Origin of the sequence: Streptomyces sp. CA-251247 (genome assembly GCF_050952975.1) — a bacterium.
Classification (GTDB): Bacteria; Actinomycetota; Actinomycetes; order Streptomycetales; family Streptomycetaceae; genus Streptomyces; species Streptomyces achmelvichensis.
Genome location: NZ_CP191861.1, coordinates 6,097,846 through 6,120,905 on the forward strand (window position 1 = coordinate 6,097,846; position 23,060 = coordinate 6,120,905).

19 protein-coding genes are annotated in these 23,060 nt (G+C 69.4%); 13 read left to right on the top strand and 6 right to left on the bottom strand.

From position 1 onward, the window contains the following. Positions 1-2: 2 nt before the first annotated feature. On the bottom strand, positions 3-527 hold the full coding sequence (locus ACQPWZ_RS27110) for a TerD family protein (RefSeq protein WP_433572595.1): 525 nt from the start codon (positions 525-527) through the stop codon (positions 3-5). Between the two features lie 54 nt (positions 528-581). After that, complete coding sequence (locus ACQPWZ_RS27115) at positions 582-1,550, bottom strand: DUF1152 domain-containing protein (protein WP_433572596.1); 969 nt, start codon at positions 1,548-1,550, stop codon at positions 582-584. A gap of 243 nt (positions 1,551-1,793) precedes the next feature. Between ACQPWZ_RS27115 and ACQPWZ_RS27120 the strand changes: the two genes are divergently transcribed. The 3 genes from ACQPWZ_RS27120 (at position 1,794) to ACQPWZ_RS27130 (ending at position 4,095) form a co-directional block, all read left to right on the top strand. After that, entirely contained in the window at positions 1,794-2,399 is a 606-nt protein-coding gene (locus tag ACQPWZ_RS27120; protein ID WP_340475828.1) for a YdbC family protein, read from the top strand. A 115-nt stretch (positions 2,400-2,514) separates the two neighbouring features. Beyond that, positions 2,515-3,174, top strand: a complete 660-nt coding sequence (locus ACQPWZ_RS27125) for a histidine phosphatase family protein (RefSeq protein WP_313943685.1) — start codon at positions 2,515-2,517, stop codon at positions 3,172-3,174. 12 nt (positions 3,175-3,186) lie between these two features. Beyond that, complete coding sequence (locus ACQPWZ_RS27130) at positions 3,187-4,095, top strand: ADP-ribosylglycohydrolase family protein (RefSeq protein ID WP_433572597.1); 909 nt, start codon at positions 3,187-3,189, stop codon at positions 4,093-4,095. Between the two features lie 164 nt (positions 4,096-4,259). On the opposite strand, the gene ACQPWZ_RS27135 is transcribed toward ACQPWZ_RS27130, so the two are convergent. Beyond that, positions 4,260-5,813 (bottom strand): MFS transporter, encoded by a 1,554-nt coding sequence (locus ACQPWZ_RS27135; RefSeq protein ID WP_340475831.1) that lies wholly within the window; start codon positions 5,811-5,813, stop codon positions 4,260-4,262. A gap of 118 nt (positions 5,814-5,931) precedes the next feature. Between ACQPWZ_RS27135 and ACQPWZ_RS27140 the strand changes: the two genes are divergently transcribed. The 3 genes from ACQPWZ_RS27140 to ACQPWZ_RS27150 all read left to right on the top strand — a co-directional run bounded on the left by ACQPWZ_RS27140 (position 5,932) and on the right by ACQPWZ_RS27150 (position 8,056). Further along, positions 5,932-6,558 (top strand): TetR/AcrR family transcriptional regulator, encoded by a 627-nt coding sequence (locus tag ACQPWZ_RS27140; protein ID WP_327686720.1) that lies wholly within the window; start codon positions 5,932-5,934, stop codon positions 6,556-6,558. Positions 6,559-6,654: 96 nt separating this feature from the next. After that, entirely contained in the window at positions 6,655-7,356 is a 702-nt protein-coding gene (locus ACQPWZ_RS27145) for a ribonuclease HII (RefSeq protein ID WP_433572598.1), read from the top strand. Between the two features lie 82 nt (positions 7,357-7,438). Continuing rightward, positions 7,439-8,056, top strand: a complete 618-nt coding sequence (locus ACQPWZ_RS27150) for a hypothetical protein (RefSeq protein WP_405573306.1) — start codon at positions 7,439-7,441, stop codon at positions 8,054-8,056. A gap of 351 nt (positions 8,057-8,407) precedes the next feature. Here the strand turns inward: ACQPWZ_RS27150 and ACQPWZ_RS27155 are convergent, their stop codons facing one another. Next, positions 8,408-9,037, bottom strand: a complete 630-nt coding sequence (locus tag ACQPWZ_RS27155) for a hypothetical protein (RefSeq protein WP_313943680.1) — start codon at positions 9,035-9,037, stop codon at positions 8,408-8,410. 217 nt (positions 9,038-9,254) lie between these two features. Then, the gene (locus tag ACQPWZ_RS27160) at positions 9,255-11,435 is read right to left on the bottom strand and encodes a RecQ family ATP-dependent DNA helicase (protein WP_433572599.1); all 2,181 of its coding nucleotides are present in this window, start codon (positions 11,433-11,435) and stop codon (positions 9,255-9,257) included. Between the two features lie 109 nt (positions 11,436-11,544). Here ACQPWZ_RS27160 and ACQPWZ_RS27165 point away from each other — a divergent pair, with 109 nt between their 5' ends. From ACQPWZ_RS27165 to ACQPWZ_RS27190, 6 genes are all read left to right on the top strand, one after another. Next, positions 11,545-12,921 carry a DUF4192 domain-containing protein gene (locus ACQPWZ_RS27165; protein WP_433572600.1) on the top strand — a complete coding sequence of 459 codons (1,377 nt, stop codon included), beginning with the start codon at positions 11,545-11,547 and terminating at the stop codon, positions 12,919-12,921. Positions 12,922-13,277: 356 nt separating this feature from the next. Beyond that, positions 13,278-14,042: an NUDIX hydrolase gene (locus tag ACQPWZ_RS27170; RefSeq protein ID WP_340475835.1), complete on the top strand. Its 765-nt coding sequence runs from the start codon at positions 13,278-13,280 to the stop codon at positions 14,040-14,042. Positions 14,043-14,513: 471 nt separating this feature from the next. Beyond that, positions 14,514-16,250 (top strand): ATP-binding cassette domain-containing protein, encoded by a 1,737-nt coding sequence (locus tag ACQPWZ_RS27175; RefSeq protein WP_433572601.1) that lies wholly within the window; start codon positions 14,514-14,516, stop codon positions 16,248-16,250. A 159-nt stretch (positions 16,251-16,409) separates the two neighbouring features. After that, positions 16,410-17,297, top strand: coding sequence for a FadR/GntR family transcriptional regulator (locus ACQPWZ_RS27180; RefSeq protein ID WP_356704341.1), 888 nt, complete (start codon positions 16,410-16,412; stop codon positions 17,295-17,297). Between the two features lie 334 nt (positions 17,298-17,631). Further along, on the top strand, positions 17,632-19,191 hold the full coding sequence (locus tag ACQPWZ_RS27185) for an RNA polymerase sigma factor (protein ID WP_340475839.1): 1,560 nt from the start codon (positions 17,632-17,634) through the stop codon (positions 19,189-19,191). 137 nt (positions 19,192-19,328) lie between these two features. Beyond that, complete coding sequence (locus tag ACQPWZ_RS27190) at positions 19,329-20,144, top strand: serine protease (RefSeq protein WP_433572602.1); 816 nt, start codon at positions 19,329-19,331, stop codon at positions 20,142-20,144. Positions 20,145-20,273: 129 nt separating this feature from the next. Here ACQPWZ_RS27190 and ACQPWZ_RS27195 read toward each other — a convergent pair whose 3' ends face one another. Beyond that, positions 20,274-20,504 (bottom strand): DUF7455 domain-containing protein, encoded by a 231-nt coding sequence (locus ACQPWZ_RS27195; protein WP_313943672.1) that lies wholly within the window; start codon positions 20,502-20,504, stop codon positions 20,274-20,276. 433 nt (positions 20,505-20,937) lie between these two features. On the opposite strand from ACQPWZ_RS27195, the gene ACQPWZ_RS27200 reads away from it, so the two are divergent. After that, positions 20,938-23,055, top strand: a complete 2,118-nt coding sequence (locus ACQPWZ_RS27200) for a DNA gyrase/topoisomerase IV subunit B (RefSeq protein ID WP_340475842.1) — start codon at positions 20,938-20,940, stop codon at positions 23,053-23,055. The last annotated feature ends 5 nt before the right edge of the window (positions 23,056-23,060 follow it).

A 23,060-nucleotide genomic window follows, 5' to 3' on the forward strand; every position in this document is an offset into this window, starting at 1 on the left:
TCTCAGTCGCTGCCCATCAGCGAGATGAATACCTGCGGCTCGGTGTCGTAGCCGCGCATGACCTCGCGGAACTGCCATTCGCCCGTATCGCCGCGGACGAACTCCGCGACGACGGCCGCCGTGGCCGTCGGGAGGCCGGCGAAGTCGTTCTGCCCGAGCTCGGTATGACCCTCGGTGACTTTCACCAGGGTGTTCGCCACGTCGCCGAACACCTGGTGGCCGTCCCGCTGCTGTATGACCACACCCACCAGAACACGTCCGTACGTGGGGGCCAGCCGTTCGAACTCCAGCGTCATGACCTCATCGGACCCGAAGCCCTGCCCCGTCTTGCTGTCCCGGGTCAGATTGATGGTGCCGTCGGGCGACCGGCTGTCGAAGTGCACGACGTACGCCGGTTCACCGTGGGGCGCTTCCGAGGTATAGGTCGCGGCGACTATGTCCAGGTCGTGGGGCGCCTCGCCCAGGGGACTCGGATCCCATCGGAGGGACACCTCGACCTTGCCGACACCCTTGTTGAGGCTGCTCACCAGATTGCCCTTCCCGTAACTGTCCGGATTTCACGGTCGGTTGACGTTATCGGCTCAGTGCGGGATGCGGCGAGGCGGTCGCTGTCGAACGATCTCGTCGCGGAATGCCTCGATCGCGCTGCTGACCTGGCGTATGAGATGCGTGTGCTCGATGCGGTCCAGGTAGAGGCAGCGCCGGGCCAGTCCGTCCAGCTCGAAGGCGAAGCAGAGGGACATCAGAGGGTTGATGAAGAGTTCGCTGCCGCGGGTACGGGAGGTGAACTGGACGTTACCGAAATCGCCCCGGACCGCGGCGGCGATCGAGCCGTTGACGATGCTCGGGTGATCCGCGGTGTGCGCCTGGGCATGGGCCACGGCGTCCAGGAAGAGCGCACCCTCACGGGTGCTGCGCGGCACCGAGAAGGCGCCGAGGTAGGCACCGTCGGCGTCCAGAGCGGCGATGTTCTCCAGCACCAGTCCGTGACTCACCCCGTGGTGGGCGTCGACACCGAAACCGAGGGAGACGACCAGCCGCTCCGGCGCGAGCTCCTTCGGTACTCCGTGGAGCGCGGCCACGCTCGTCAGATCCTCCTCGGGGGTGCCGAGCCCTGATTCGTCGCCGCGCATCAGGATGTCCGTGCCGCCGTCCACGAGGACCACAGCGTCGATGTCGTACTGCTCCAGGAGGGCCGTGTACGCGGCGCGCACCGGCTGGACCCCCGCGCGGGCGAAGGCGTGGACCGTGCTCGGGTAGCCGTGGAGGTCGAGCCACTGGGCGAGGGTGCGCTCGGGGAAATAGGTCTGGTGAAGCGACGTTGTCGGGGTGACGACGGCGACGTCGGGTGCGAGCCAGGCGTCCAGCGGCAGACCTTCGAGGGCGCTGAACGACAGATTCGCGAGGTGGACCTCCTTGCCCTGGTGATGCAGGGACAGCGCCACCGGCAGACCGGCGTACACGTCGAACCCGCCGCCCGCACCCGCGACGAGAACGCGCTCGGCCGACTCCAGCCGGCTGAACAGGGGATTGGTGTGCAACGCCGTCATGACGATCATTGTGCAGCGTGGGTCTGACAGTGCGGCCGGCTTTCCAGGGAGAGGCGGGGCCGGTCCTGCCCGACCGCCGAACGGCACGCGGCCCGGAATTGATCATTCCTGAGCGTCGGTGAGCCCTGGGTCCTCGCCGACGGGTTCGAGATCGAACTGGCGGCCGATGCTTGTGTCGATCTGGAAGGAGTGCACTCCTCTGGAGAGTGACCGGCGCCACGTTCCGAGCCGTACGATGGCGCGGTGCTGGTCAAGTGGATTCGCTGCACCGTGGTGGACCGTCGTGGGTTCGAGCGGGGACAGCGGAAGTGGGCGGGGCTGCTGGGTGAGCCGGGATTCCGGGGACAGGGTGGCGGGTGGAGCAAGGGGCGGCCGCATGTGGCCCATGTGTTCGCATTCTGGGAGAGCCGGGCGTTCTACGACTCGTTCATGGCGCGCTCCCACGACCGGCTGGCGTCCAGCCAGTCCGGCACGTACAAGGACAGTCAGGCCAAGCTGTTCGACCACCGCTTCGATGTGAAGACCGGCTTCGAGCCGCGGTTCACCGGGGCCGACGTGGTGCGGGTCGCGCACTGCAAGGTCCGCGAGGACCGGGTCGAGCACTACGCGCTCATGCAGGAGAAGGTGTGGAACCCGGCCATGGCGGGCTCGCCCGGAATGGTCCGGGGGCTGTTCGGCGAGGCTCCCGAGAACGAGTTCCTGGTGATGTCGATGTGGCAGTCTGCCGCCGAGCACGGGAAGTACCGCCGGGAACGCGTCGAGAGGCTGCTCCTTCGGGCACAGACCGAGGCGGATGTGGCGGCACTCAGCGGTGATGTCGTCCAGCTCGAACCGTCCTGGACCGTCTGACGGCCTCCTGCCGACCCGGCGGCGGCCTCTGATGTGCCACACCTCACGGGCCGGATCGGCCGCCTGGATCCTGTCCCGCCGCTCAGCAGGCCCCAGGGCGATCTAGGGTCGAGACATGGCAAGACCGCAACGCATCGTCCTCGTCCGACACGGAGAGTCGGAAGGGAACGCCGACGACACCGTGTACGAGCGCGAGCCCGACCATGCGCTGGGGCTGACCAGCAAGGGCTGGGCCCAGTCCGAGGAAACGGGCCGCCGGGTGCGTGAGCTGTTCGGCCGGGAGCAGGTGAGCGTCTACGTCTCGCCCTACCGCCGCACGCACCAGACCTTCCGCGCCTTCGACCTCGACCCCGAACTCGTCCGGGTCCGCGAGGAGCCGCGCCTGCGGGAGCAGGACTGGGGAAACTGGCAGGACAGGGACGACGTGCGGCTCCAGAAGGCCTATCGAGACGCCTATGGGCACTTCTTCTACCGCTTCGCCCAGGGCGAATCCGGAGCGGACGTGTACGACAGGGTCGGCGCCTTCCTGGAGAGCCTTCACCGGAGCTTCGAGTCGCCCGACCACCCGCCGAACGTGCTCCTCGTGACGCACGGACTGACCATGCGGCTCTTCTGCATGCGCTGGTTCCACTGGACGGTCGCGGACTTCGAGTCGCTCGCCAATCCCTGCAACGGCGACATGCGGGTGCTCGAGCTCGGCGAGGACGGCCGCTATGCCCTTGACCGGCCGTTCGAGCGCTGGCGCACCCCCGAACCGTACGGCGTCACCGGATAGAGTGGCAGGAAGATGACCGCTGACTCCTCTCGCGACCGGCGCTTCGCACGCGCCCTGGACAGCCTGCGCGGACTGTCTGTGGGAGACGCCCTTGGCTCCCAGTACTTCGTACCGTCGAACTACCCGCTGCTGAAGCGGCGCGAGGTGCCCTCGGGCACCTGGCAATGGACCGATGACACAGAGATGGCCTCCTCGGTGCTCGCCGTGCTCGCGCATCACGGGCGCATCGACCAGGACGCGCTGGCCGGCTCTTTCGCCGAGCACCATGACTTCGACCGCGGATACGGCCCCGCCGTCAATCGCATGCTCCGGCTGATCCGCGAAGGCGGCGACTGGCGAGAACTGGCCACGGGGCTGTTCAAGGGCCAGGGTTCGTGGGGAAATGGATCCGCGATGCGGATCGCGCCCCTCGGCGCCTGGTACGCGGACGACCCGGAGCAGGCCACGCACCAGGCCGAGATCTCCTCGTACACCACGCACCAGCACCGTGAGGCTGTGGTCGGCGCCATGGCTGTGGCGGCGGCAGCAGCGATCGCGGCGAATCCGGCGGGACCTCCCCAGCCCACGGATCTGCTCGACGGCGTCATCGCGCTTGTGCCGCGCAGCGCGGTGGGAGCGGGGTTGCGCCGGGCGCGGGACATGCTCGACTACAACGACGCCGGGACCGTCGCCGCGGTCCTGGGCAGCGGCAGGCGCACGAGCGCGCACGACACCGTGCCGTTCGCGCTCTGGTCAGCCGCTCGGTCGCTCGGTGACTTCGAGCGGACGTTCTGGACGACCGCGCAGGTCGGAGGCGACGTGGACACGACGTGCGCCATCGCCTGCGGGGTGGTCGCCGCGGGGAAGGCCGGACAGCCGCCGGCCGCGTGGCTGGAGCGTACGGAGACGCTGCCGGGCTGGCTCCCGGCAGCGGCTAGCTGAGGGTCTGTCGCTGATCTTCGGTTCACTCTGTGTGCGTGCCCGGCTTCGATCTGCTCGGGTCTGTTGCTCAGTCCCGCTGACGGACCTTGTTGGGAGCCGCATCGGCGGTCGGGGCGTCTGTGCGGGCCGCGTCGATCGCCGGCGCGGCCCGCACACCCCCGGCGCTACGCGGCGTGCCCTCCAGGGCCTGCTGCCCCGCTGAGTGCCTCCAGGTCGCTCTTGCGCACCCGAATGACGAACAGGGCGATCACCGCGGCCAGTCCGACCAGGCCGACACCTGCCCAGAACGATGTCGCGATGCCCTCGGCGAGTACCTGGTGTCCCCACGGCGGCGGCATCTCGTGCGTCTTCTCGAAGACGGCTTTCTGCGCCGGAGTGGACTCGGCAAGGAACGACGGCAGCTGTCGCTCGGCCTCGTCGCGGCTGGCGGTGCTGAAGATGGTCATGAGGATCGACAGTCCCAGCGAACCGCCCACCATTTGGGTGGCGTTGAGCAGGCTGGAGGCCGCCCCCGACTCGTGCTGCGACACCCCGGAGACCGCGGTGAGGGTCGCGGTCACGAAGACCAGGCCCATGCCGAAACCGAAGAGGAGCATCGGTCCCAGCACCCCGCCGAGGTACGAGCTCTCCGGGGAGAGCGCGGTCAGCCACGCCATACCGCTTCCCGTGAACAGTGCCCCGGCCACCAGGAACGGCTTGGGGCCGAGTACGGGGAGCAGCTTCGACGAGAGCCCGGCCGCAGTCACGATCATGACGGTGACCGGCAGGAACGCGAGACCGGAGGTGATGGGGCTGTAGTCCAGCACGTTCTGCACGAACAGGACGATGAAGAAGAACATGCCGAACATGGCGGCGGCGAGGCTCATCATGATCAGATACGTGCCCGAGCGGTTGCGGTCGGCGAACATGCGCAGCGGTGTGATCGGTTCACGTGCCTTGCGTTCGATCATGACGAACGCGGTGAGCAGGATGATCGCCGCGGCGAACGCGCCGAGCGTGAGCCCGTCGCTCCAGCCGTCCTCGGAGGCCCTGATGAACCCGTAGACCAAGGACGCCATGCCCACGGTCGAGGTGAGCGCACCCGTGATGTCGAAGCGGCCGGAGTGCCGGTCGGACTCGTTGATGAACATCGGCGCGAGTACGGCGATGAGGATGCCGATCGGCAGGTTGACGTAGAACACCCAGCGCCAGTCCAGCCACTCGGTGAGCATGCCGCCGGCGAGCAGACCGATGGCCGCGCCGCTGGCCGAGACGGCGGCGAAGATGCCGAACGCCCGGTTGCGCTCCGGGCCTTCGCGGAAAGTGGTGGTGATGAGTGCGAGCGCGGTGGGTGAGGCGATCGCGCCACCGACACCCTGGAGTGCGCGCGCGGCAAGCATCTGCCACGCCTCCTGCGCGACGCCGCACAGCAGCGAGGCGAAGGTGAACAGCAGCACGCCGAAGATGAAGACTCTCCGGCGGCCGAGTATGTCGCCCGCCCTGCCGCCGAGCAGCAGCAGCCCGCCGAAGGTGAGTGTGTAGGCGTTGATCACCCAGGACAGCTGGGTCGTGGTGAACTCGAGTGTCCCCTGGATGTGGGGGAGCGCGATATTCACAATCGTGGTGTCGAGGACCACCATGAGCTGGAGGGCGGCGATGACAGTGAGGGCAATCCCGGGGCGTCCTGGTCGGCGAGCGGCCCCGGGCGTACTGGGAGCTGCTAGTTCAGAAGTTGTCACTGGTGTCCCCCCACAAGTGTGTTAGTGAACGCGGTCGTTCACTGTTGTCAACCGTAGAGAGTCCCCATCAGTGAACGCAAGCGTTCACTGAACTCCAGTCCCCAACGGAGAGAAGATGATGGCCAATTCGCGCTGGACGGTCGCTGCCGAGACATCCCCGGTCTCGCTGCGCCGTCGCGGGCAGGTGCTGGAACGCGCGATCCTCGATGCTGCGCTTGAGCAGCTGAGCACCGTCGGCTGGAGCGGACTCACCATGGAAGGTGTCGCCGCCGGTGCCCAGACCGGGAAGGCGGCTGTCTATCGTCGCTGGCCCTCGAAGGAGGACCTTGTCGCCGATGCCCTGCAGGCCGCCCTGCCCCAGCTGGTCGAGGCCGACGATCACGGAAGCATCCGCGAGGATCTCTTCCAGCTGTGCCGTCGAGTGCGGGACGCGATGTACTCGCGGTCCGGATTCGCACTCCGCTCAGTGCTTCACGAGTGCGACTCTGCCGCTGCCGAACGGTTTCTCGCGGTGATCGTCCGCCAGGTGATCGAACCGTCCACGCAGCTCTTCCGTGACGTCGTACGCCGTGGAATGGTCCGGGGGGACGTCCGCCCCGACGCTGCTCACGACCTTGTCATCGACGTGATTCCGGGCCTGATGATGTATCGCTCCAAGGTGTGCGGAAGCGAATGGCCTGACGGAGACATCGCCGAAATGATCGACCAGGTGATGGTCCCACTGCTCCGTCCGCACAAGGGCTGATCGACCCTCCCGGACGGGCCTTGTCCGGCGCGGTCGAACCGTGACGGGAATCCGGTTGTTCCGGGCAGGGTCGGTCGGCGTAGGCTTGCTGGCGCCATGCCGTACGAACCACCCACCCACACAGTCGAGCGCTCGATCCGAGCGACCACCGGCGCCAAGATCATTGCCGGTGTCGACGAGGTCGGACGAGGCGCCTGGGCCGGTCCCGTCACGGTATGCGCCGCGATCACCGGACTGCGCCGGCCGCCCGTCGGCCTCACCGACTCCAAACTGCTGAGCCAGAAGCGCCGCGAGGAGCTGGCCGTCCAGCTGGAGAGGTGGGTCACGGCCCACTCCCTGGGGCATGCCTCGCCGGAGGAGATCGACGAACTCGGCATGACCGCGGCCCTCCGGCTGGCGGCCACCCGCGCGTTGGACGCGCTGCCGGTACGCCCGGAGGCGGTCATCCTCGACGGCAAGCACGACTACCTCGGGGATCCGTGGCGCGTCCGTACGGTCATCAAGGGAGACCAGTCGTGCGTCGCGGTCGCAGCGGCCTCGGTGCTCGCCAAGGTGCGCAGGGACGCGATGATGGCCGAACTGCAGGGGGAGTTCCTCGACTTCGCCTTCGCCGACAACGCCGGCTACCCCTCGCCCGTCCACCAGGCCGCTCTCAGAGAGCTCGGCCCCACGCCGTACCACCGGCTCTCGTGGGCCTATCTCGACGCCCTGCCCGCATGGCGGCACCTGAAGAAGATTCGACTCTCTCCGGAGGCGGCAGAACTGGAGAGTGGGGGCCAGCTCGGCTTCGAATTCTGAACCAGCCCTGCCGGCAGGGCAGTCGCACTCATGTGCCCACCCGCCTATGCCGTTCGAACCGGCATTTGATAGACATCCACCCATGCCTCTCATTCCCGAGGAGCCTCAGATTCACGAGAGCGCCCAGGGTCCCCGCGCTACACCGGCCGCCGGCCGCACCGCGCCGACCCCTCGTCCCGTACCCGGTCCGCGTTCCATGGCCTCGCCGCGTCCCGGACATCCGGGCCCGGGTTCCACCCGGCCCGCGCCGACGCCGCGTACGCACACCTCCACCGGACAGCCGCAAGCCGCCCGGTCGGAGAACCGTTCCCAGCCGCAGATCCAGTTGATCCCCGCCCCCGCGGACGGCGCACTCGACGCCGCCGAAGAGGCGATCGACCTCCTGCTCGACACAGGCAGGGCACCGGGCGACGTCCTGGTGCTCACCACGGGTGAACAGCACCCGTGGGCCGCGCATGAGCTGTCCTTCGGCGAAGCCACCTATTGGGCACAGCACGACGCAGGCGACGACGTGTTCTACGCCGCCGCCACCGCTCTGGGCCGGGCCTCCACCCGTCCCGTGGTGGTCGTCGCGCTCAACGGTGGTACCGACGAGGAAGCCGCCACAGCACTCCCGGCGGCGCTGGCCAAGGCAGGTGCACTACTCATCGTGTGCGGTGACCCGAAGCGGATCAACACCGCACTCGGTGCGGCGGCCTGACTGGAACCTCCCGGTGTGCCGTTGTCCGGCAGCCTGACGAAGGGCAGCCGGACAACGGGAGGGCGCAGAGGGCGCTTCGGCGTGCGCGTCGCCCGATGAAGGAGGCCGCGGCGCGTACTCGTGCCCTGCTCCATGAACCCTTGCCAGTTGGCCGGCCGCCCGATGAGTTGACGGGGCACGTCGTGGTGCGGGGGCTGGTCGACGGGTCCGATGCGCGACACGACGCCGGGCGGGCCTGTCCGGCATCGGTTTGACGTCAGCCGTAGCAGGTTCGCCGGGCGCCCCGGTGTCCGCCGTTGATCAGTAGCCGTGGCGGCCGCCGCGGCTCCCGCGCGCCGGCAGCTCAGGGCTTCAGCGGGCGGCCGCGCGCCGCAACGCGTCCACCGCGCCGCTGGCGGTGCGCAGCTCCAGTGGCTCGCCGACCGCCGCCATCTCCGCCAGATCCCCCGGAGTCGACGTGGAGCTCGGCCGGCGGCCACCCCGGCCCTCGCCGAGGACCTGCCAGCCGCCACGGGTCAGCGTGATGTACGCGCCACAGCGCAGCCCGTGGAGAGTGCAGGCGTCCCGCAGCCCCCACATCCACGCGCCGTCCTCCTCCGTCCACCGCTCGTCGCCCTCACGGCAGTAGAGCAGCACGGCTGTCCGCACCGGCGTACGACGGCGAAGATCGTGGGGGATGACCCGGCGAAGATGCGCCAGCAGGACGTTTCGGAACTCCCAGCCGTCGACGGGTGCGGAGCGCCGCGCGAACGACGCACTGGCGGCGAGCCGTTCCTCATGATCGAGGACGGCGACGACCGCCGTCGTCGGGGCGGGGCTGTGCCGGGCGTGCAGACCGCTGACCACTTCTCGCGGATTGCGCAGCAACGGGATTCCCGCGGCCGCCCACTCGGCGGGCTCGAGCAGCCTGGCGAGGCGGTTGGCGGAATTGCCCGAGCTGGTGATCGAAGTGGCTGCGGACGAAGCGAATCCGAAGGTCACGAAACTCCCTTCGCATACGCGCCCACAGTGCGGGCAGGATCGGGTGAAGGCGCACCGCGGCACGGCTCATCCGGACCGCGAACGGGCCGTGCGGGGAGCGTTCCAATTCTCGCTGGCGCGTCGGCATGCGGCAACGAGCAATTTGACGCCACCGGCGGGATTCGGCGGGTATGACGCAGATATCCCTGCCCATCCACAGCTTCTTTGACCCCTGCGGTCACGCCTGGACTGCAAGGACCAGCGGGAACACCCCCTTGGCACCGGCCCTGCGCAGCAGCCGCGCCGCTACTGCCAGTGTCCATCCGCTGTCCGAAAGATCGTCGACCAGCAGCACGGGCCCGCCGGCCGCCGTCAAGGTTTCGGCCAGCTCGGCCGGCACCGTGAAGGCTTCATGCAGTGCCCGCACCCGTTGAGCGCTGTTGGTGCGCGAGATGCGGGTGTCCGTGGCTTCGGCTGCGTACTCGACGGATCCCAGCAGCGGCATGCGGCCCACCTCGGCGATCCTGGCACCGAGGGAACCGACCAGCTGGGGCTTGCTCCGCGATGCGACGGTCACGATGCCGACCGGACGCGCCGGTGCGTCCGGTGCACCCGATGCCCAGCCGCCGGGCCCCTTCGCCCAGTCGGCGAGGACCGTCACCACCGCGTTCACCACGTCGTCCGTCACCGGAGCGTCCGGCGACTGCGCGGTCAGCATCGGTCGCAGACGATTCCCCCAGCCGATGTCCGAGAGCCTGCCCAGCGCCCGCCCGGTGAAGGCCTGCTCGCCCTCCGGAATCCGGCCCTTGAGATTGATGCCCACCGCGGCCAGACCGGTCGGCCACATCTTGCGGGGATCGAGATCGACACCGGGCTTGCTCAACTCTCCGCGAGCAGCGTCCAGCGCCGTGTCGGAGACCTTGTCGCTGAACCGGCCCCCCGCACAGTTGTCACAGCGGCCGCACGGAACCGCTTCCTCGTCATCCAACTGCCGCCGCAGGAACTCCATCCTGCAGCCCGTCGACCGCGCGTACTCCCGCATCGCCTGCTGCTCGGCGTCCCGCTGCCGGGCCACCCACGCGTAGCGGTCGGCGTCGTACTGCCAGGGCCGGCCCGTGGTCGTCCAGCCGCCCTTGACCCGGCGCACGGCGCCGTCCACGTCGAGGACCTTGAGCATGGTCTCCAGCCGTGTACGCCGCAGCTCCACCAACGGCTCCAGCGCCGGCAGGGAAAGCGGCCTGTCCGTCTGCGCCAGCACATCGAGAGTGCGCCGCACCAACTCCTCCGGCGGGAAGGCGACCGACGCGAAGTACTGCCAGATCGCCTCGTCCTCCTTGCCCGGCAGCAGCAGCACTTCCGCGTGCTTCACCCCACGCCCCGCACGGCCCACCTGCTGGTAGTAGGCGATGGGCGACGACGGTGAACCCAGATGAACCACGAAACCGAGGTCGGGCTTGTCGAACCCCATCCCCAGCGCGGATGTGGCGACCAGTGCCTTGACACGGTTGGCGAGGAGATCCTCCTCGGCCTGCTGGCGATCCGCATTCTCCGTACGACCCGTGTACGAGGCCACCGTGTGCCCGCACTGGCGCAGATACGCCGTGACTTCCTCGGCCGCCGCGACCGTGAGGGTGTAGATGATTCCCGACCCCGGCAGCTCGCCGAGATGATCGGCCAGCCACGCAAGACGAGTGGCGGCATCGGGGAGCTGGAGCACGCTCAGGCTGAGGCTCTCCCGGTCCAGCGGGCCCCGCAGCACCAGGGCGTCCGTCCCCGCGCCCGTACCCAGCTGCTCCGCCACGTCCGCCGTCACCCGGGCATTGGCCGTCGCGGTGGTGGCCAGCACCGGCACCCCGGCCGGCAGCTCCGCCAGCATGGTCCGCAGCCGCCGGTAGTCGGGGCGGAAATCATGGCCCCAGTCGGAGATGCAGTGAGCCTCGTCCACCACCAGGAGGCCGGTGGCGGCGGCAAGCTTGGGCAGCACCTGGTCGCGGAAGTCCGGATTGTTCAGCCGCTCGGGGCTGACGAGCAGTACGTCGACCTCGCCCGCGGCCACCTCCTCCTGGACGGTGTCCCACTCCTCCGTATTGGACGAGTTGATCGTCCGGGCGCGGATGCCCGCCCGGGCCGCTGCGTCGACCTGGTTGCGCATGAGAGCGAGCAGCGGAGAAACGATCACGGTCGGGCCGCTGCCCTGCCCGCGCAGCAGCGCCGTCGCGACGAAGTACACCGCCGACTTCCCCCAGCCGGTCCGCTGCACCACCAAGGCCCGGCGCTTGTCGGCGACGAGCGCCTCGATCGCCCGCCACTGGTCCTCGCGCAGCCGGGCCGTGCCCGAACTGTCCGAGACGAGGCGGGCGAGCACGGCGTCGGCCGAGGCCCTGAGGTCCGCGGAATCCGCGAGGTCTGCGTTGGTCATGACCCCATGCAACCCGATGGCACCGACAAACCGCGAATGAGCCGCCGGCCTGTGGATAACGTTATCCACAGGGGTCGCGGACGGTGATCTCCCGCGAGACCGTCATGCCATGAACAAGCACCACGAACCCGTCCACCGCACCGACGACCAGCAGATCACCCTGCGCGGCCCCGCCGAACTGGCCGATGCGCTTCCGTACATGATGGGTTTTCACCCCACCGACTCCATCGTGATCGTCGCGCTGCACGGCAGCCGCGGCCGCTTCGGAGGCCGGGTGAGGCTCGGCATTCCCCGCTCGCAGCGTGAATGGTCACCCGTGGCCCAGCAGCTCGCGGAATGCCTGATCGAAGGGAGCGAGCGGCGAGGGTCGCGTCCCGACGGCTTCGTCGTCTACCTCTGCCAGGACCCGGCCGAAGGTGAGACGAGCCGAAGCGTGATGGAGCGACTGCGCCCTCTCGCCCAGCGACTGCGGACCGCATGCGGTTTCCTCGACGTGCCCGTCTACGAGGCGCTGTGCATCTCCGACGGACGTTTCTGGTCCTACTGCTGCCCCGACGAACGCTGCTGCCCGCCGGAAGGGAAAGGGCTCGCCATCCCCGGCACATCGGTGATGGCGGCCGCCGCGGCCTACGCCGGGGTCCACGTGCGCGGATCACTGCGCGAGATGGAGGCGCGGCTCGCACCCACGACGGCTTCATCGGCCGGCGCCCAGGCGAAAGCGCTCGACAGGGCAGGAGCGGCACTCGTGCCGAGGATCCTCGACGAACTGGGACGCAAGCAGGTGGCCACCGAGACGCTCACCCTGGCTCGCACGCTCATGGCCCGCATCGCCGAGACACCCTGGACCTCCAGCAGGTCGCAGGCGGATGCCACCGACGACGCACTCCTCAGCCACGACGAAGCCGCCGCCATGATTCTCGGGCTGCAGGACCGGGAGACCCGGGACCGCGCAGCGGAGTGGATGGAGGGCCCCGACGCGGATTCGGCCCTGCGCCTGTGGCGGGCCCTGTGCCGGCGATGCGTCGCCCCGTATGCCGAGCACGCCACAGCACCCCTCACCCTCGCGGGCTGGGTCGCCTGGTCCACCGGGGACGAGCCCAGTGCCCGCGTCGCTCTCGGACTCGCCCTGCGCCTCGACGATCAGTACGTCTTCGCCCGCCTCCTCCACCAGGCCTGCAACGAGGGCCTGGACCCGGAGACCCTGCGCAACTGCCTTCGTAAGGAGCGCACTTCACGAGAGGAGCTCCAGAGCGCCGCCGACGGCGACAGCCGGCGTATCCACCAGACACCCGACCAGCCGCAGACACCCGACGTGGCGGGGCGGCGAGGGCGCCCGCGCACCCGGCAGGCCCGGGCCCCGATCGGCACCCGGCCCCGCCGACCCGCGAAGACGGCGTCCGCGTCGGCGCACCCCCGCAAGGCAGCAGGTCAGCGCAGCCCGGACAGCCGGCGCGACGGCCGGCAGGACTCGCGGAGCGAGCCATGACAGCCGTGACCCGTATGCCTGTGCAGCCGTTCACCGTCGTGGCGGGGTCGTACGACCCGTGCCTTCGTACATGCAGCGGCTGTCCGGAGCCCACGGAAGACACGCCACCACACCCATGCGCCCGGTGCGTTGCGCTCCGCTCGGCGCGGTCGGGATCTTGGGGCTGAGCGTGGCCGGTGAGCCCTTCGCCGTACGCGTCAGCAGGCTGGGTGTCGGCATGATCGAGGAGGACGCGCCGGGCCTTCAACCGGGGGTGTGAGCGGGTGGGCGGGGTGGGCGGGGGGAGGGGGGAAGAAAGCACCCCCCTCCCCGACGAAACGAGTGTTTATCGTCAGGCAGACGACTATGATCACGGCATGCCTCCCTACGACCCGTCGGCCTACCCCCCTTTTGCTGTCACCGTCGATCTGGTCGTGCTCACCGTGCGTCGGCATGCGCTCTGCGCACTGGTCGTTCGCCGCGGGGAGCCGCCGTTCCAGGGGCGGTGGGCGCTGCCCGGTGGCTTCGTCCGCGGGGACGAGGATCTGTCGGCGGCCGCGGCGCGTGAGCTCTCCGAGGAGACCGGCCTGTGCGTCCACGACCCCTTGTCACCGGCCCCCGGCAATGGTGCGCACCTCGAGCAGCTCGCCACCTATGGCGATCCGAAGCGGGACCCGCGGATGCGGGTCGTCAGCGTCGCCCATCTCGTGCTGGCTCCCGATCTGCCGGCTCCCCGGGCCGGCGGGGACGCGAACAGCGCGCGGTGGGCGCCGGTCGAGGACCTTCTCGGCCAGGAGGGCGGGTTCGCGCGCGAGGGTGAGTCGGCGGCTCCGCTGGCGTTCGACCACGCGCGGATTCTCGGGGACGGGGTGGAGCGGGCGCGCTCCAAGATCGAGTACTCGTCGCTGGCCACGGCCTTCTGCCCGCCCGAGTTCACCGTCGGTGAGCTGCGCAGGGTGTACGAGGCGGTGTGGGGTGTCGCTCTGGACCCGAGGAACTTCCACCGCAAGGTGACCGGCACACCAGGGTTCCTGGTTCCGGCGGGCGGCACGACCACTCGCCAGGGCGGTCGGCCCGCGCAGCTTTTCCGGGCGGGCGGAGCCACTGTGCTGAACCCGCCGATGCTGCGCCCGGAAGTCTGACACCGCCGCGCCAGGGGCCCGGGGGCCCGCCTACGCCCCCGCACTGAGTCCCGGGCCCAGCCCCGCTTCGGCGCCCTTCACGACCCGACCCGACCTGAGCCGGCCTGAGACCCGACCCGACCCGACCCGACCCGCCGCGCCCAAGGGCCCGGGGCGCCCGCCCACGCCCCCGCACTGAGCCCCGGCCCCAGCCCCACGCCGGCGGCCCTCCCAACCCGCCCCGCATGCCCCTCCCGCACGCCCCTCCCGCACTCCTGGGGCCCGCCCCGCCTCCTGACACCTTGTCCGCCTCGGCCCTTACGCCTCTGCGGACACCCCCACCGCCCCCACCCCCGTCGTCCTGCGCCCGCGCTGTCTGACACCCGCCGAGTCAACCCTCCACCCTGCGCCAAAAGTCCAAAATGTCGCGTTATCTTGCTGCGGTAGCCCCCACGCCGCCGAGCGGTCCACCGCTCCTCCGCGAGAGAACAGATGCTCCAGGCCATCGGACTGACCAGCGCCCACCGGCGGGACCTCCCGCCCGCCGTCGACGACCTCACCTTCGAGGCACGGCCCGGCCAGGTCACGGCCCTCCTCGGGGCGGACGGTTCCGGCAAGTCGACCGCGCTGCGCCTGATGCTCGAACTCGAACCGGGCCGCGGCATCACCTACTTCCGCGGCAACCCCCTGCATCGCATCGCCCACCCCGCCCGCGAGGTCGGGGTACTCCTCGGCGACGTGCCCGGCCATCCCGCGCGTACCGCCCGGGGGCAGCTCCGTATGCTCTGCGCCGCCGCCGGGGTGCCGGTGGCCCGCGCCGACGAGATGCTCGATGTCGTCGGGCTCGCGGGTCTCGGCGCCCAGCAGCTCGGCACGCTCTCGCGAGGTATGGACCGCAGACTCGGCCTCGCCTCCGCCCTGTTGGGCGACCCGCAGACCCTCATCCTCGACGAGCCCGGCAAGGGCCTCGCCCCGCGCGAGACGGGTTGGCTGTACACCCTGCTGCGCGAGCACGCCGAACACGGCGGAACCGTGCTCTGTACGACGAGCGACCCCAGAGAGGCGGCCCGCCTCGCGGATCATGTCGTCACCCTCGATGCCGGGCGGCTCGTCGGCGACCAGGACGCCCGTGAGTTCTCCCGCACGCGGCTGCGCCCCCGGGTCGCCGTACGTACCCCGCACACGGCGCGCCTCGCCGCCGTCGTGCAGCGCGAGGCCCGGGCCGCCCAGCGGTCGGTCGAAGTGGTGACCGAGGCCGGCAACCGGCTCTCGGTCTACGGCAGCAGCTGCGCCGAGATCGGTGAAACGGCCTTCCGGCACGGTGTGCTCGTACACCGGCTCACCGACGAGATCGGCGACACGGGCCTCGCGCCCCCGTCTGCCGGGGATACCGCAGCCGCAGCAGGGGCGCGGCCGACGCCGCCCGCCGGTGGCCCTCCGCCGCTGCCCCGCCCCGCCACCAGCCCTGTGAGGCCGCTGCGTTACGAACTGCTCCGGTTCCTCGGCGTGCGTACTCCCGCCGTCATCCTCGCCGTCGTCCTCCTCGTCTCCCTCGCCTGCTGCATCCTGCTCGCCCGCTCCCGGACCATGCCGCTGCCGGTCGTGCTCGCCGCCTGGCCGCCGTTCTTCCCGCTGCCGCCCGCGGCCTTCGGCGCCGGGCTGATCGGGGCCCTGTCCTTCGGTGAGGAGTTCCGCCACCCCGCGCTCGCCACCGCCCGCGGCACCGTCCCCCGCCGACTCGGGCTGCTGATCGCCAAACTCACGGTCACCGCCACTGCTGCCCTGCTGTTGGCGCTCGTCGTCGTGGTGGCCGACGCCCAGGCTCTGCGCGTCGTCTACGGGAGCGATGTGACCGACCTGCCGCGGAACTGGCCCGCCCTGGCGGCCGGTTGGGGCGGCCTCTCGGTGGGCTGCGCCTGGGCCGGTCTGCTCGCGGCGGGAGTCTTCCGCGTCACGGCCGCCGGAGTGGCCGCCGTGCTCGCCGTGCCGATCATCATTGCCCCGCTGGTGCAGAAGGCGATCATCGGACCGTCCGTGCGTTCGATCGCCGGAATCTCCGGGAGGCTTCGCGAACTGACCTGGGTGCGGCTGCCCCGCCAGGCCGACGACCTGGTCATGGCCGGGGTGCGGGTCCTTGCCCAACCCGTCGGAGCCGCGCTGGTCTTGTCGTTGTCGGTCCTGATCTGCGCATATATGGTCACCGGCCTTCGTCGCAGGGTGCCCTGGTGATCATGAGCGACCACGGAGCGGTCTTCTGCCCACAACTCCCTTGAGTGCGCCCGTTTCCTTCCGATAAGGCGTCAATTGCGGGGCGGGCGCCGATCACCCTTTCGTGTGCTTTTCACCAAAGACCTCAAGGGCCGCCGGAGCCTCGCCGACAAAGGATGCGTGAGTACCCTTGCGCACACCATGATGACCGCCGCCCGCCCCGCCGATTCGGGCCTCGCAGGACCGGGCGAACTCGACCGCTACCCCTACCCGGAGTCCCCGGGTGTCGACCGCGTCGGCCCGCCCTCCTGGGAGGGTTCGGAAACGGAGTTGGGCCGGGTCGGCCGCCGCGCGGCAGGCAACCGGGGCCGCGGGCTGCACGGCCAACTCGTGCAACAGCTCGGCCAGATGATTGTTTCCGGGGATCTGGGTGCCGACCGCCCGCTCGTCCCCGAGGAGATCGGCCAGCGTTTCGAGGTCTCCCGCACCGTCGTCCGTGAGTCGCTGCGCGTCCTCGAGGCCAAGGGCCTCGTCAGTGCCCGCCCCAATGTCGGCACCAGGGTCCGGCCGGTCAGTGACTGGAATCTTCTGGACGCCGACATCATCGAGTGGCGCGCCTTCGGTCCGCAGCGTGACGATCAGCGTCGCGAGCTCTCCGAGCTGCGGTGGACCATCGAGCCACTCGCCGCCCGTCTCGCCGCCGGCCACGGCCGTGAGGACATCCAGCAGCGGCTCTCCGACATGGTCGAGATCATGGGCCACGCCCTTGCCCAGGGTGACGGCATCACGTTCTCGCGGGCCGACACCGAGTTCCATGCCCTCCTCATCCAGCTCGCTGGGAACCGCATGCTGGAGCACCTCTCCGGCATCGTCTCGGCGGCCCTCCAGGTCTCCGGCGGTCCGGTCACGGGCTGTGACCGCCCGAACGAGGCCTCTCTGGCGCACCACGGCCGTATCGTCGAGGCTCTCGCGGCAGGGGACGCGCCCGCCGCCGAGTCCGCGATGCGTCAACTGTTGACGGTTCATCCGGAGGTGGAGCGCGTCGTGCCCGCCCCCCGCGAGCACTGATCCGGTCACGGCCGGAACGCAGAGGCGTACGCACCGCGTGTCGCCGGATTCCACGGGGGTCCGGCGGCACGATTGTGTGGGGAACGCCTGTTCTGGTCGTTTCACGGAGAATGGGGTGTGACTCGGGCCACGCGGATTGGGCGTAACACTCCTCGAAACAGTGCGATGACCTAAGAGGTGGCAGCCGAGGAGGGAATACAGCAGTCGTTCACGGCGCTGTGCAGTTCCAAGGTTCCGCCCGCGCCACCGGCACATCCGCAGCCAGGTGGTCGTCGGCTCCGGCCCGATCATGGGCGGGGCCGGAAGCCGTTTCCATCGTTCCGAGAGGTTGTTCGTGTCGGCCAGCACATCCCGTACGCTCCCGCCGGAGATCGCCGAGTCCGAGTCTGTGATGGCGCTCATCGAGCGGGGAAAGGCTGATGGGCAGATCGCCGGCGATGACGTGCGTCGGGCCTTCGAGGCTGACCAGATTCCGCCAACCCAGTGGAAGAATGTTCTGCGCAGCCTCAACCAGATCCTCGAGGAAGAGGGTGTGACGCTGATGGTCAGTGCCGCGGAGTCGCCGAAGCGCGCCCGCAAGAGCGTCGCTGCGAAGAGCCCGGCAAAGCGCACCGCCACCAAGACCGTCGCGGCCAAGACCGCCACGGCGAAAACTGTCGCCGCCTCCGCGGCGCCGACGGCCGAGTCCGTCGACGTCCAGGCCGACGACGAGGTCTCGGAGGCCGCGCCTGCCAAGAAGGCGGCCGCCAAGAAGACGGTTGCGAAGAAGACGGCGGCCAAGAAGACCGCCGCCAAGAAGACCGTGGCGAAGAAGGCCACGTCGAAGAAGGACTCCGACGAGCCCGCCGAGGGCGAGGAGCTCGCCGACGAGGCGCAGCCCGGCGCCAAGGGTGAAGAGGAAGAGACCGAGGGCGAGAGCAAGGGCTTCGTCCTGTCCGACGACGACGAGGACGACGCGCCCGCACAGCAGGTCGCGGTCGCCGGCGCCACCGCCGACCCGGTCAAGGACTACCTGAAGCAGATCGGCAAGGTCCCCCTCCTCAACGCCGAGCAGGAGGTCGAGCTCGCCAAGCGCATCGAGGCTGGCCTGTTCGCCGAGGACAAACTGGCGAACTCCGACAAGCTGGCGCCGAAGCTCAAGCGCGAGCTGGAGATCATCGCCGAGGATGGCCGCCGCGCCAAGAACCACCTGCTGGAGGCCAACCTCCGTCTGGTCGTCTCGCTGGCCAAGCGCTACACCGGTCGCGGCATGCTCTTCCTGGACCTGATCCAGGAGGGCAACCTCGGTCTGATCCGCGCGGTCGAGAAGTTCGACTACACCAAGGGCTACAAGTTCTCCACGTACGCCACCTGGTGGATCCGTCAGGCGATCACCCGCGCCATGGCCGACCAGGCCCGCACCATCCGTATCCCGGTGCACATGGTCGAGGTCATCAACAAGCTCGCGCGAGTGCAGCGTCAGATGCTCCAGGACCTGGGCCGCGAGCCCACCCCGGAGGAGCTGGCCAAGGAACTCGACATGACCCCCGAGAAGGTCATCGAGGTCCAGAAGTACGGCCGTGAGCCGATCTCCCTGCACACCCCGCTGGGCGAGGACGGCGACAGCGAGTTCGGTGACCTGATCGAGGACTCCGAGGCGGTCGTCCCGGCCGACGCGGTCAGCTTCACCCTGCTGCAGGAGCAGCTCCACTCGGTGCTCGACACGCTCTCCGAGCGTGAGGCCGGCGTGGTCTCCATGCGCTTCGGTCTCACTGACGGTCAGCCGAAGACGCTGGACGAGATCGGCAAGGTCTACGGCGTGACGCGTGAGCGGATTCGCCAGATCGAGTCGAAGACGATGTCGAAGCTGCGTCACCCGTCGCGTTCGCAGGTTCTGCGCGACTACCTCGACTAGTCGGCACCGTCGATTTTCGGTCGTTCGAGGGCCCGGATCCCGTCAGGGATCCGGGCCCTCGGCATGTGTGAGGGTGCGGCTGCGGTCGACCTGCGTGACTCTGAGTGGACTCCATTCACACAGAGTCAGGAGGCCGTATGCGTCGTCCCCTCGTCCGAGCCTTGACAGGGGCGCTGGCCCTCATTTCCACGGCGGCCCTCGCGCCCCTGGCGGCGTCCGTTCCGGCAGTCGCCGACGGCGTCGTCGTGGGTGGCTCCCCGGTACGCGCCGCCGACAGTCCCTGGGTGGTGGCCCTCTCCAGCCGTGACCGGTTCGGAGGAACCCGCGCGGGTCAGTTCTGCGGCGGCGTCGTGGTGGCGCCGACCAAGGTGATGACCGCGGCCCACTGCCTGAGCCGGACCGTGCTGGGTCAGAAGGTGAGCGACGTCGCGGATCTGCGGGTCATCGCCGGACGGTCGGCACTGGCCGGCGCGGGCGGGCAGGAGATCGCCGTCAGTGACAGCTGGGTCTCGCCCCGTTATGACCCGGCGACCAACAGTGCGGATATGGCGGTGCTGACGCTGGCGAAGGCCCTCCCGGCGTCGTTCGTCCTGCCGCTGGCGGGTGCCGGTGACGCCGCGTACGCGCCGGGCACCAGTGCCACCGTCTACGGATGGGGCGACATGAGCGGCAGCGGCCGCTACGCCTCGTCGCTGCGTGCCGCCCCCGTGACCGTCCTGTCGGACGGGACCTGCGAGCAGGCCTATCCCGGCGGTCTGGGGGGCCGTTACGTGGCTTCCACGATGCTCTGCGCCGGAGACCCGCAAGGGGGCCACGACGCCTGCCAGGGGGACAGCGGAGGCCCGCTGGTGGCCCGGGGCCGCCTCATCGGGCTGGTGTCCTGGGGGAGTGGCTGCGGGCGGGCCGACAGTCCGGGGGTGTACACGCGGGTTTCCGCGGTGGCCGGGTCCTGAAGGCCGCTGGATCAGAAGGGACCGCTGGCGCGGTCACGGTACGAGAGCGGGCGGCCGCCCCTGGTGTTCAGGGGCTGCCGCCCGTCAGCCGGTCCTGGACCGACCTTGGCTCGTCGTGGATGTGAGGTATCAGTGATCCTCTTCACCGACGGCGGCCGGTACGGCCGTGAGTCGGTCGGTCTCATCCTGTATTTCTGCGGCGATCTTCTTGAGTTCCGGCTCGAACTTGCGTCCATGGTGGGCGCAGAAGAGCAGTTCACCGCCGCTGGTCAGGACGACACGCAGATAGGCCTGCGCACCGCAGCGGTCGCAGCGGTCACCGGCCGTCAGCGGGCTCGCGGGGGTCAGAACAGTAGTCACGTCGCCTCTTCTCTAGCTCGACGAGCTGTCGTACCAGGGTCAACATCCAACCAGCCCGAAAACGTTCCCGCTCGGGGCTTTTCCTCGAAACTTCTTCTCAAGGCGGCTGTCTGCTGCCGGTTGGCGGCGAATGAGCCGTATTGCTTCGCTCTACGGATTTCGCGTTGCTTGTCTCGATTGGCCCTCCCGGCTGGGTTGCCGGTTGTTGATGAGGACGTGCCCGGAGCCTAAATGGTTCATGCCTCGAAGGGAACGTGATGTACGCGTCACCCCATCGAGGGATCGAACATGTATGCGAGGCTGGACTAGCATGAAAAATCACGTGGGTGGCGTTACATCGGCTCTACCAGGCCTCGGTACCCTCTGACCGGCGACCGACGCCGGGCCTCTACCCCACTTGGCCACATCTGAAATTCAGCGAGGAGCGAACCGCGTGACCGCCGAAACGTCCGTGCCGTCCAGTGCGGTACTGACCGCAGACCGTGACGGGTCCAACTACACCGCGCGGCACCTGCTCGTCCTCGAAGGGCTCGAAGCGGTCCGCAAGCGCCCCGGCATGTACATCGGGTCGACCGACAGCCGCGGTCTGATGCACTGTCTCTGGGAGATCATCGACAACTCCGTCGACGAGGCTCTCGGTGGCTATTGCGACCACATCGAAGTGATCCTGCACGACGACAGCTCCGTCGAGGTCCGGGACAACGGCCGGGGCATCCCGGTCGACGTGGAGCCCAAGACCGGCCTGTCCGGCATCGAGGTCGTGATGACCAAGCTGCACGCCGGCGGCAAGTTCGGCGGTGGCTCCTACGCCGCCTCCGGCGGTCTGCACGGCGTGGGTGCGTCCGTGGTCAACGCGCTTTCGGCCCGCCTCGACGTCGAGGTCGACCGCAACAGCGCCACCCACGCGATCAGCTTCCGCCGAGGCGTGCCCGGCATCTTCACCGAGCAGGGCCCCGACGCCCCCTTCGACCCGGCGAACGGCCTGCTGAAGGGCAAGAGGGTGCCCAAGGCACGGACCGGCACCCGTGTGCGGTACTGGGCGGACCGCCAGATCTTCCTCAAGGACGCCAAGCTCAACCTGGACACGCTCTACCAGCGCGCCCGCCAGACCGCCTTCCTGGTGCCCGGTCTCACCATCGTCGTGCGCGACGAACGGGGCCTGGAGGGCGCGGGCAAGAGCGAGGAGATCTTCCGCTTCGACGGAGGCATCAGCGAGTTCTGCGAGTACCTCGCCCAGGACAAGGCCGTCTGTGACGTGGTGCGGCTCACCGGCACCGGCAGCTTCAAGGAGACCGTCCCGGTCCTGGACGACCGCGGCCACATGACCCCCACCGAGGTCACCCGGGAGCTCGGCGTCGACATCGCCCTGCGCTGGGGCACCGGCTACGACAGCACGGTCAAGTCCTTCGTGAACATCATCGCCACCCCCAAGGGCGGCACCCACGTCAGCGGCTTCGAGCGCTCGCTGACCCGGACGGTGAACGAAGTGCTCCGCTCGGCCAAGATGCTGCGCGTCGCCGAGGACGACATCGTCAAGGACGACGCCCTGGAGGGCATCACCGCGGTCGTCACCGTCCGGCTGGCGGAGCCCCAGTTCGAGGGCCAGACCAAGGAGGTGCTGGGCACCTCGGCCGCCAACAGGATCGTCGCAGCCGTCGTCGCCAAGGAGCTCAAGGCCTTCCTGACCTCCACCAAGCGTGACGCGAAGGCGCAGGCCAGGGCCGTCCTGGAGAAGGCCGTCTCCGCCGCGCGCACCCGGATCGCCGCCCGGCAGCACAAGGAGGCGCAGCGCCGGAAGACGGCCCTGGAGTCGTCCTCGCTGCCGGCCAAGCTCGCCGACTGCCGCAGCGACGACGTGGAGCGCAGCGAGCTCTTCATCGTCGAGGGGGACTCCGCGCTCGGTACCGCCAAGCTCGCGCGGAACAGCGAGTTCCAGGCGCTGCTGCCGATCCGCGGAAAGATCCTCAACGTCCAGAAGTCGTCCGTGTCGGACATGCTGAAGAACGCCGAGTGCGGCGCGATCATCCAGGTCATAGGAGCCGGCTCGGGCCGGACGTTCGACATCGACGCCGCCCGCTACGGAAAGATCGTGCTGCTCGTCGACGCCGACGTCGACGGTGCCCACATCCGCTGTCTGCTGCTGACGCTGTTCCAGCGCTACATGCGGCCGATGGTGGAGGCGGGCCGGGTCTTCGCCGCGGTGCCGCCGCTGCACCGGATCGAGCTGGTCCAGCCCAAGAAGGGCCAGGACAAGTACGTCTACACCTACTCCGACAACGAGCTGCGGCAGACCCTGCTGGAGTTCCAGCGCAAGGGGGTCCGCTTCAAGGACTCCATCCAGCGCTACAAGGGTCTGGGCGAGATGGACGCCGACCAGCTGGCGGAGACGACGATGGACCCGCGTCACCGCACGCTGCGCCGGATCAACATCGGTGACCTCGACTCCTCCGAGCAGGTCTTCGACCTGCTGATGGGCAACGAGGTCGCGCCCCGCAAGGAATTCATCACCAGTTCCGCGGCCACGCTGGACCGGTCCCGGATCGACGCCTGATCCAC